This window comes from Acidovorax sp. SUPP3334, from assembly GCF_030159055.1.
GTDB lineage: Bacteria > Pseudomonadota > Gammaproteobacteria > Burkholderiales > Burkholderiaceae_C > Paracidovorax.
This window is the reverse complement of record NZ_BQXQ01000010.1, coordinates 129,845-137,039: the sequence shown is the minus strand read 5'-3', so window position 1 is coordinate 137,039 and position 7,195 is coordinate 129,845. Positions and strand designations below refer to the sequence as shown.

Annotated in this window: 5 protein-coding genes; 3 read left to right on the top strand and 2 right to left on the bottom strand. The window is 66.9% G+C overall.

Annotation, left to right across the window (positions count from 1 at the left end; genetic code table 11):
• Positions 1–290 precede the first annotated feature (290 nt).
• The 3 genes from lysS to AVHM3334_RS07945 all read left to right on the top strand — a co-directional run bounded on the left by lysS (position 291) and on the right by AVHM3334_RS07945 (position 3,605).
• Complete coding sequence (lysS, locus tag AVHM3334_RS07955; RefSeq protein ID WP_284411161.1) at positions 291–1,829, top strand: lysine--tRNA ligase; 1,539 nt, start codon at positions 291–293, stop codon at positions 1,827–1,829.
• A gap of 121 nt (positions 1,830–1,950) precedes the next feature.
• The gene (locus AVHM3334_RS07950; RefSeq protein WP_284411177.1) at positions 1,951–2,931 is read left to right on the top strand and encodes a GGDEF domain-containing response regulator; all 981 of its coding nucleotides are present in this window, start codon (positions 1,951–1,953) and stop codon (positions 2,929–2,931) included.
• A complete protein-coding gene (locus tag AVHM3334_RS07945; protein ID WP_284411159.1) occupies positions 2,931–3,605 on the top strand; it encodes a mechanosensitive ion channel family protein in 675 nt (224 codons plus the stop codon). The genes AVHM3334_RS07950 and AVHM3334_RS07945 overlap by 1 nt, the downstream gene beginning before the upstream one ends.
• Positions 3,606–3,716: 111 nt before the next feature.
• On the opposite strand, the gene AVHM3334_RS07940 is transcribed toward AVHM3334_RS07945, so the two are convergent.
• Both AVHM3334_RS07940 and nagZ read right to left on the bottom strand, forming a co-directional pair.
• Positions 3,717–5,606, bottom strand: a complete 1,890-nt coding sequence (locus AVHM3334_RS07940; protein WP_284411158.1) for a DUF3300 domain-containing protein — start codon at positions 5,604–5,606, stop codon at positions 3,717–3,719.
• 389 nt (positions 5,607–5,995) lie between these two features.
• Entirely contained in the window at positions 5,996–7,168 is a 1,173-nt protein-coding gene (gene nagZ / locus AVHM3334_RS07935; protein WP_284411156.1) for a beta-N-acetylhexosaminidase, read from the bottom strand.
• Positions 7,169–7,195: the final 27 nt, after the last annotated feature.

The following is a 7,195-nucleotide window of genomic DNA, read 5'->3' as shown; positions in this document are numbered from 1 at the left end:
CTGCTGGCGACTCTCCTTCGCGCATGCGCTGTACGGCCAGCATGCGCATTTCTTCCAACACATTGTGGGCCAGGGTGCGTCCGTCTCGTTTCATGCCAATGAAAGCACCGATCGCCGCTCTGCGCAATAGAATGTTCTCTAAGTTACTGACTTATGAGTAACTCCAGTTTCCCAGACCCATTCGGGTGAACAACCTATTGAGACATCACAGCTAGCGCTGCCGTTTTGACTACGCTCTTAAAATGGCAGGTTTCGTCGCGCGACGTCTCTCCTCGCCATCATTTCAATCTATGTCCGACACTTCCACCCCTGCCTCCGACGACAACCAGCTCATCGCCGAGCGCCGCGAAAAACTCAAGGCCCTGAGGGAGGCCCAGGCAGCGGGCAAGGGCGTGGCGTTTCCCAACGATTTCAAGCCCGCCCACCATGTGGCTGACCTTCAGGCGCAATATGCAGGGCACGATGCCGAAACGCTCGAAGCCACGCCTGTGACCGTGAGCGTTGCCGGCCGGATGATGCTCAAGCGCGTGATGGGCAAGGCCAGCTTCGCGACCCTGCAGGACGGCTCGCTCGGTACGACGGGCGGGCGACTGCAGCTGTACGTCACGCGCGATGCGCTGGGCGAAGAGTTGTATGCCGCGTTCAAGCACTGGGACCTGGGCGACATCGTGGGCGCCGAGGGCACGCTGATGAAGACCAAGACCGGCGAGCTGTCGATCAAGGTCTCCACGCTGCGCCTGCTTACCAAGAGCCTGCGCCCCATGCCGGACAAGTTCCACGGCGTGGCCGACCAGGAAGTGAAGTACCGCCAGCGCTATGTGGACCTGATGACCGATGAAGCCGCCCGCAGCCGTTTCATCGCCCGCAGCAAGGCCGTGAGCGGCCTGCGCGAGTTCATGGTGCAGCACGGCTTCCTGGAAGTGGAAACGCCCATGCTCCACCCGATTCCCGGTGGCGCGAACGCCAAGCCGTTCGTCACGCACCACAACGCGCTGGAGCAGGAGATGTACATGCGCATCGCGCCCGAGCTGTACCTGAAGCGCCTGGTGGTGGGCGGCTTCGAGCGTGTTTTCGAGATCAATCGCAACTTCCGCAACGAAGGCATCTCGGTGCGCCACAACCCCGAGTTCACCATGATGGAGTTCTACGCGGCGTACTGGAATTACCGCGACGTGATGGACTTCACCGAGCAACTGGTGCGCGACGCCGCCATGAAGGCGGCTGGCACCCTGCAGCTCACCTACGGCGGCCGCGAGGTCGATCTGTCGCAGCCGTTCCAGCGGCTGACCATCCGCGAGGCGATCTTCCAGTACACCGAAGCCGGCGCCCATGTGGACGATGCCGCGTGGCTCATCAGCGCCCTCAAGAAGCTGGGAATGAGCGAAGACAAGAACCAGCTGTCCAAGCGCACGCTGGCCAGCCTGCAGGTGCTGTACTTCGAGGAAACGGTGGAAGACAAGCTCTGGCAGCCGACCTTCATCATGGAACACCCCACCGAGATCAGCCCCCTGGCGCGTGCGAACGATACGCGGCCCGAGGTGACCGAGCGGTTCGAGCTGTACATCACCGGCCGCGAATTCGGCAACGGCTTTTCCGAGTTGAACGACGCCGAGGATCAGGCCGCGCGCTTTCAGGCCCAGGTGGCGGCCAAGGACGGCGGCGATGACGAAGCCATGTTCTTCGACCACGACTTCGTGCGCGCCCTTGAATACGGCATGCCGCCGACAGGTGGTTGCGGGATCGGCATCGATCGGTTGATGATGCTGCTGACCGACAGTCCCAGCATTCGCGACGTGATCCTGTTTCCTGCATTGCGCCGAGAGCATTGAAGGCAGAGGACTGCGGTCTTTTCAGGCCGTGCGGCCTGCACCCGCCATCAGGAAAGGGACCGCGATGACCACACCCCAACCCACCCTGTTGCCGCAGCGCGACGGCGGCTCTGCGGACGCGATGCCTTTCACGGTGCTGGTGGTGGAAGACCAAGCCTCGTTGCGGGCCGTTTTGACGGCCGAGCTCCGCCATGCGGGCGTGGCCGATGTCCTGGAGGCCGCATCGGGCGACCAGGCGCTCGACCTCTTTCAGTTGCACCGGCCAGACCTGGTGCTGCTGGACATCCGCCTGTCGGACCACAACGACGGCTACTGGGTCGCCCAGCAGATGCGCGAGGCCGAGCCCGGGGGATGGACGCCCATCATCTTTCTCTCGGGACTGGACAGCGATCTGGACGTGTGGCGCGGCATCGAAGCCGGTGGCGACGACTACCTGGTCAAGCCCGTCAAGCCCATCGTATTGGTGGCCAAGCTGCGCGCCATGCGCCGCTTGCTGGACATGCGCCGCCGGCTGGTGTCGCTGTCGCAGGAATTGCACATCGCCAACCAGCGGCTCAATGAAATGGTCGAGGTGGATGCGCTCACCGGCCTGGTGAACCGCCGCGGCCTGGACCGCATCCTGCACAACGAGATCGCCACGGCACGGCGCGATGGGGAACCGCTCACGCTGATGCTGTGCGACCTGGACCATTTCAAGCGCTACAACGACTCGGCCGGCCATCTGCAGGGCGATGCCTGCCTGAAGGACATCAGCCGCCTGTTGCGCGATGTGTGCACCCGCCCACGCGATGTGGCCGCCCGCTACGGCGGCGAAGAATTCGCGTTGATCCTGCCCGGTACGCCTCGATCCGGCGCCATGACCTTCGCGCGTGCGCTGGGCAAGCTGCTGTCGGTGCGCGCCCTTCCCCACCCCGATTCGCCGCTGGGCCCCGTGCTGACGCTCTCCGGCGGCATCACCACCTGCATTCCCGACGAAGGCACCAGCGCGGAGGCCATGCTGATGCGGGCCGATCAGGCGCTCTACGCCGCCAAGGCCCAGGGGCGCGCCCGATTCTTCAGCTTCGAGATGCAGATGGACACCGTCGAGCAATTGCGCGGCTGATGGGAGGACTCTTGCCGAGCGACTGGAGCTTCATGCTGCGCCTGAAACCCTACTTTCCGGACTGGATCCAGGACTGGCTGGACATCATCGTGCCGGGCCTGCAGATCCTGCTGATCCTGATCGTCGCCGTGGTGCTGCAGCGCACGCTGCGCCGGCTGGTCGCGCGCGCCGGGCATCACTACCAATGGCCCATCGAAATGATGGTGCCGATCAACGGCCTGCTGCGCTGGGTCATCATGGGCAGTGCCCTGCTGCTGGTGCTGGAGCGCCTGGGCGTCTCCGCCACGGTGCTGTGGACGGCCTTCACAGGCTTTGCCACCGTGGGCGCGGTCGCCTTTTTCGCCGCATGGAGCGTGCTGTCCAACCTGTTTTGCGCGCTGCTGATCTTCACCGTGGGCCCCTTTCGCCTGGGGGACTACATCGAGGTGCTGGACACCGCGGAGAAGCCCGGGGCCAAAGGCCGCGTGATCGACATCAACCTGCTCTACACCACGCTCGAGGACTTCGCCGCCAGCGAAGACGGCTCGGAGAGCGTGCTGCTTCAGATTCCCAACGCCCTCATCTTCCAGCGCGTGGTACGGCGGTGGAAAGGCGGCCCGCCCCGAAAGCCGGGCGCTGAGCCGGCAGAAGCTCCACCAGCGGACGCCCCGCCCATCAGCCAAGACACGGTCTGATCGCGCACCGTGCGGCACGGCGTGGCCGCGACCGCCATGCCGACGGGGCAGCGAGCGCCGCAGCCATGATGGCGCGCGAGCGGCGGTCGTGCTGAGCACACCCCTGCCGAATCACCCCTCCCCATGGCGATGTCCCTCTGGCCGGTGGCCGGGCTCGGGGGTGTGACCATGTTGCGCAGGGGGCGACGCATGGGGCGGCGGCTGCACCGCACCGGCATGCGGCATTGACGGAGCATGCGGCATCGCGGCAGGCATGTGCTGCTGCTGCGCCATGGCTGGCGCGTGCACGGGCGCTGGGGGCATGCGCTCTGCAGCGGTGGGAGCGAATCTCTGCGGCGGCGCATGGGGTGTCGGCTCGGCGGGCCGAGGCGTGGAGTGCCGCGCCTGTGCCTGTGCCTGTGCCGCAGGCATTGCCGCCATGGGCGGGTGTTGGCTCTCGCGGTGTGCATCCTGCGCTGCCAAACGCGGCATGTCCCCCGCACGCACCGGGTGCACAGCCTGCACATCCGGCTTTTCCGACCTTTCCGGCCGGTTGGATGGCACCGCGACCGCGTGCGCCTGTGCCATGCCAGGCACCGCTGCATTCCCGGCGGGATGCGAAGGCAATGCGCCCTGCATGACGACGCGCTGCGGCATCGCTCCCTCTTGTCCTCGGTCGTGTGCCCGCTGTTGCGCGGCCGGGAGTACCCGCTGACCCTGTGCCACCAAAGGCGCTGGCGGCACCATGGAAGCCGGACCTCCCGGGGCCGCATGGTGGTCCTGCGGCGCCCCGAACCGCGATGGCATCCCCGGCTGGACCATGCCCCGGTGTCCGGCGTCGGGCGATGCGGGCGACGCCAGCGGATTCGCCGCCGCCATCGGCACTGCGGGCATGCCGGCTGCGATGCCGGCAACAGGGCGTCCGCCCTCCGGTCCGCGTTCGCGCTCATAGAAGTTGTTCACGGTCACGCGGTTGTGGATGTTCTCCACCACCGTGTGCGACTGCGAGATGTAGGTATTGCCCCGGTACACCACCGCTGGCCGCACCACGGGCGGCGGAAGGGACGCCCCCTGGACCCAGGTGGCGCGATCGGGCGGCCGCCCCCAATTGACGTCCCAGGCGTTCCAGCCCCAGTGGTGGTGCGAGGCCACCGCCCCCACCAGCACACCGGCGCCGAAGGCCAGGGCCCCCACCGCGACCGGATCGGCTCCCGCCACCACGCCGGTCGAGTAGACCGGCGCGGGCGCCGTCCAGCGGTAGCTGGAATACAGCGGCACGGGCGCGCCATAGACCACCTGCGGGTCATAGCGCGGCACGTACACCGCTTGCACGTCTGCCGGTTCGATGGCGATGTAAGTCGGCGGCGGCACGACCACGGCCGGTCCGCTGTACACCGCCACGGGCTGCAGGTCGGGCGGAGCCGGCGGGCTCGGCGGCGCGCTCGTCACGGTCGCCACACGCAGGTGGGACGAGCTTTTCAGGGTGCCGGCCTTGCTGGCCCGGGAGCGCATCACCTGGATGGCGTTCATCACGTCGGTGGGGTCGTTGTAATACGCCTTGCCCAAGGCCACCGTCCAAGGAAGGTTGGATGCCATCTGCTCCAGCACGTTCGGAAAGGCCGTCAGGGACTTGATGCTGGGGTCCCAGGGCTGCTGGTCCACCGCGTCCGTCAGCGCGGCGGCCTTGAGCGATGGGTTCTGCCCCATCCAGGTTTCCGCTGCCGTGACCTGTTCCGGATAGGTGGCCCCGGCAAGCACCTGGGCCACGAGCTTGTCAGGGTACAGAGCGATGGGTGCCACCATCTGATAGAGCGCGTCGGCGCTGGGCGGCACATAGCGAACGGCAACCGGCGCGGCGGCCTGTGTGGCATCGGTCACCGGCGCCGCCGCGGGGGCGGCCGACGCGGTGGGAGCGGGAGGAGCGAGGGGCGGAACCAGCGGGGTGGAATTTTGCCGATTGCAGGCGGTCAGTACACAAACGGCCACGAGCGTGAGCGCGATGCCCTTCGTGGTGGCAGGCAAGCGTGCGGCGCGTTGAAGTCCGGAAAAAGCGGGGCCTGGAAAATCTCGGGCGGCGGGGCGGGAAGCACGGGGGTCTGCAAGGGGCGCCATGGTTTTTCTCCTGAAGGCCATCCGCTTCGGGCTCGGCAGCCGTTCCGTGCGGATGGTTTCATCAGAACGGCTCGCGAGAAGCGCCGTTGACCCGCAGTTGTAGGCCAATGTTGCCGCATCCCATTGGCGCATCAATCGCTTCGAGGCCCTCAAGCCCTCTTTTGAGGGGGCGTTCCCATGAAAACCAAGCGATTCGGATACCCGTTCACAGCGCAGCAGAGGCAGCCCCGCTTTTTTGCGCCTGAATGCCCTGGCAACGATTGCTTACCAATGCGGCAGCAAAGCCACGGCCTCGGGGTTCAAGGCAAACATTCAAGGGCCTGCAGATAGGCCGGTTGGAGCATGAGTTCATCCCATGGCTGGGGCAAGGTTTCGGGCAGCAAGGCCACGCGACGCGATTCGCTGTCCGGACTCGCCTGCCAGCGGCCTGCCGAGCGGGCTTGCTGCAATCCGTCCAGCACTTCGTCCAGCACCGCACCCTTGCCAGACCCCTCGCCCACCAGGCTCTGGTTGCACAGCAGCACCAGATCGCAGCCCGCGTCGAGCGCCGCCACGGCGGCGTCGGTGTAGCTGACAGTCCGGCCGTCGATGCGCCGCGCGCCCTCCATGCTCAAGTCGTCGCTGAAGATCGCGCCGTCGAAGCGCAACTGCTGGCGCAGGATGTCCTGAAGCCAGCGCCGCGAAAAGCCCGCCGGCCGGGCGTCCACCTTCGGGTAGATCACGTGCGCAGGCATCACGCTGGTGAGCGTGCTCGACAGCCACGGATACGGCGCCGCGTCGTCCGCCAGCAGGGCCTTGAGGCTGCGCGGGTCCACGGGAATGTCGGTGTGCGAATCGGCCCGCACGAAGCCGTGCCCCGGAAAATGCTTGCCGCAGTTGGCCATGCCCGCCTGGAGCAGGCCGTGCATCAGGCTCTTGGCCAGCAGCGCCACCACGCGCGGATCGCGGTGGAAGGCCCGGTCGCCGATCACGCTGCTGCGGGACGTGGAGGCCGCCCGCGCCGGTGCGGGAGCGGGCGATGCCGCGGGCGCCTCATCGGACCAGTCGAGGTCGAGCACGGGCGTGAAGCTGAAGTCCACGCCGCACGATCGCAGCTCGCTGCCCAGCACGTAGCCTGCCGCCGTCGCCGCGTTGGTCGCGCGCAGCGCGCCGCTGCCCGGCACGGCCTTGGCACCCCGGCCGTCGCCCTGCATCCACAACTCGCCGAAGGCCTGCATGGGGGGCAACTGCGTGAACCCATCGCTGCGAAAGCGCTGCACGCGGCCGCCTTCGTGGTCCACGCAGATCAGCAGATCGTCTCGCACCGCCTTGATGGCGCTGGTGAGTGCCAGCAACTGCGCGCGGTCCTGCCAGTTGCGCGTGAACAGGATCACGCCGCCCGTGAGGGGATGCGCCAGGCGGCGGCGGTCGGCGGGGGTGAGTTCGAGGCCGGCGACGTCGAGGATGAGGGGCGCGTGTTCAGAAACGGTCATGGCCAAGGGTTCAATCAAATTTGATAG

Excerpts from the sequence above, each read along its gene's own strand:
- AVHM3334_RS07945 (WP_284411159.1), top strand. The coding sequence starts at position 2,931 with ATGGGAGGACTCTTGCCGAGCGACTGGAGCTTCATGCTGCGCCTGAAA.
- nagZ (WP_284411156.1), bottom strand. The coding sequence starts at position 7,168 with ATGACCGTTTCTGAACACGCGCCCCTCATCCTCGACGTCGCCGGCCTC.
- AVHM3334_RS07950 (WP_284411177.1), top strand. The coding sequence starts at position 1,951 with ATGCCTTTCACGGTGCTGGTGGTGGAAGACCAAGCCTCGTTGCGGGCC.
- lysS (WP_284411161.1), top strand. The coding sequence starts at position 291 with ATGTCCGACACTTCCACCCCTGCCTCCGACGACAACCAGCTCATCGCC.